The organism is Methylobacterium sp. WL18, from assembly GCF_008040015.1.
Taxonomy (GTDB): domain Bacteria; phylum Pseudomonadota; class Alphaproteobacteria; order Rhizobiales; family Beijerinckiaceae; genus Methylobacterium; species Methylobacterium mesophilicum.
In genome coordinates this window covers 1-1,171 of sequence record NZ_VRVD01000991.1, presented here as the reverse complement: position 1 = coordinate 1,171, position 1,171 = coordinate 1, and the positions used below count along the sequence as shown (strand labels likewise).

The following is a 1,171-nucleotide window of genomic DNA, read 5'->3' as shown; positions in this document are numbered from 1 at the left end:
GCAGCAGGGCGACCGGGCCGCTGCCGGCGAGCACCGGTTTGCGCGGGTCGCCGCCCCAGGTCACGGTGCTGGGCACCTCGGGCCGGAACCAGACCAGCAGGGTCTCGCGCGACTCGTCCACGAAGGCGGCGAGCAGGCCGCTGGCGATCTCCCGGTACGGGGCCGCCTCCGGGTACGCGGCGGTGAAGCTGTTGCTGCTGTAGCCGGTCTCGCCCGGCGGCAGCGCGTCCCGCAGCCAGCCGGCGATCCGGGCGACCACAGCAGGGGGCGGCGCCCGCCCGATGAGGGTGACCCGCTCGCCCGCCACGATGCCCGCGCCGGTGGCGCTGAACAGGTCGAGCAGGGTCGTCGTGCCGCCGGTGAGGGAGGCCACGAAGTCGTCGGACCGGGTCAGGCCGCGCACCAGCCGGCCCTCGACGCCGAGATGGGCCTGCCGCTCCTCCCAGAGCCGGCGCGACTCGATCTCCTGCACCCGCATGGCGAAGGCGTCGGTGAGCACGGTGGCGGCCGAGCGCGTCTCGGGCGTCACGTAGTGCGGGCGGCGGTGATGGCCGATCATCAGGCCCCAGAGCCGGCCCTCGACCATGATCGAGATCGACATGGAGCCGTTCACGCCCAGGTTGCGCTGGTACTCGAGGTGGATCGGCGACAGCGTGCGGTGCTGGGCGAAGGTCAGGTCGATCGGGCCGTTGCCGGCGCCGGGGGCCGCCACCAGCCCGACCGGCACGCTGTCCCGGTCGATCACGAACCGGTTCTTGGCCCTGGTGTAGAGCGCGCGGGCCTGGGCGGGGATGTCGGAGGCGGGGAAGCGCAGGCCGAGCAGGCTGCGCGACCAGCCCGGCACCTTGTCCTCGGCCACCGCCTCGCCGTTCCAGTCCGCGTCGAACCGGTAGACCAGCACGGCCTCGAAGCCGGTGAACGCCCGGATCTCCAGGGCGGCGATGCGGGCGGCCTCGGCCAGGGTGCCGGCCTCGCGCAGGCGCCCGACCGCGAGTTCGGTGTCGACCTGGCTGGCGGTGGGGAAGTCCTCGTCGGATTCGGGCTCGAGCTCCAACTCGACGATCACCCGGCCGGCATGGGCGTGCGCGACCACGTAGTAAGGCGCGCCGCGGCCGGTCAGGGTCAGCCGGCGGCGGACGGACAGGCCGTCCGACAGGGTGCCGGCGGCGAG

Annotated in this window: 1 protein-coding gene; it reads right to left on the bottom strand. The window is 74.2% G+C overall.

The genetic code is table 11. The features are described 5' to 3' along the window. Nucleotides 1-1,171, bottom strand: a 1,171-nt coding sequence (locus FV228_RS30360) for a GAF domain-containing protein (protein ID WP_147857807.1), incomplete at both ends; no start/stop codon positions are given.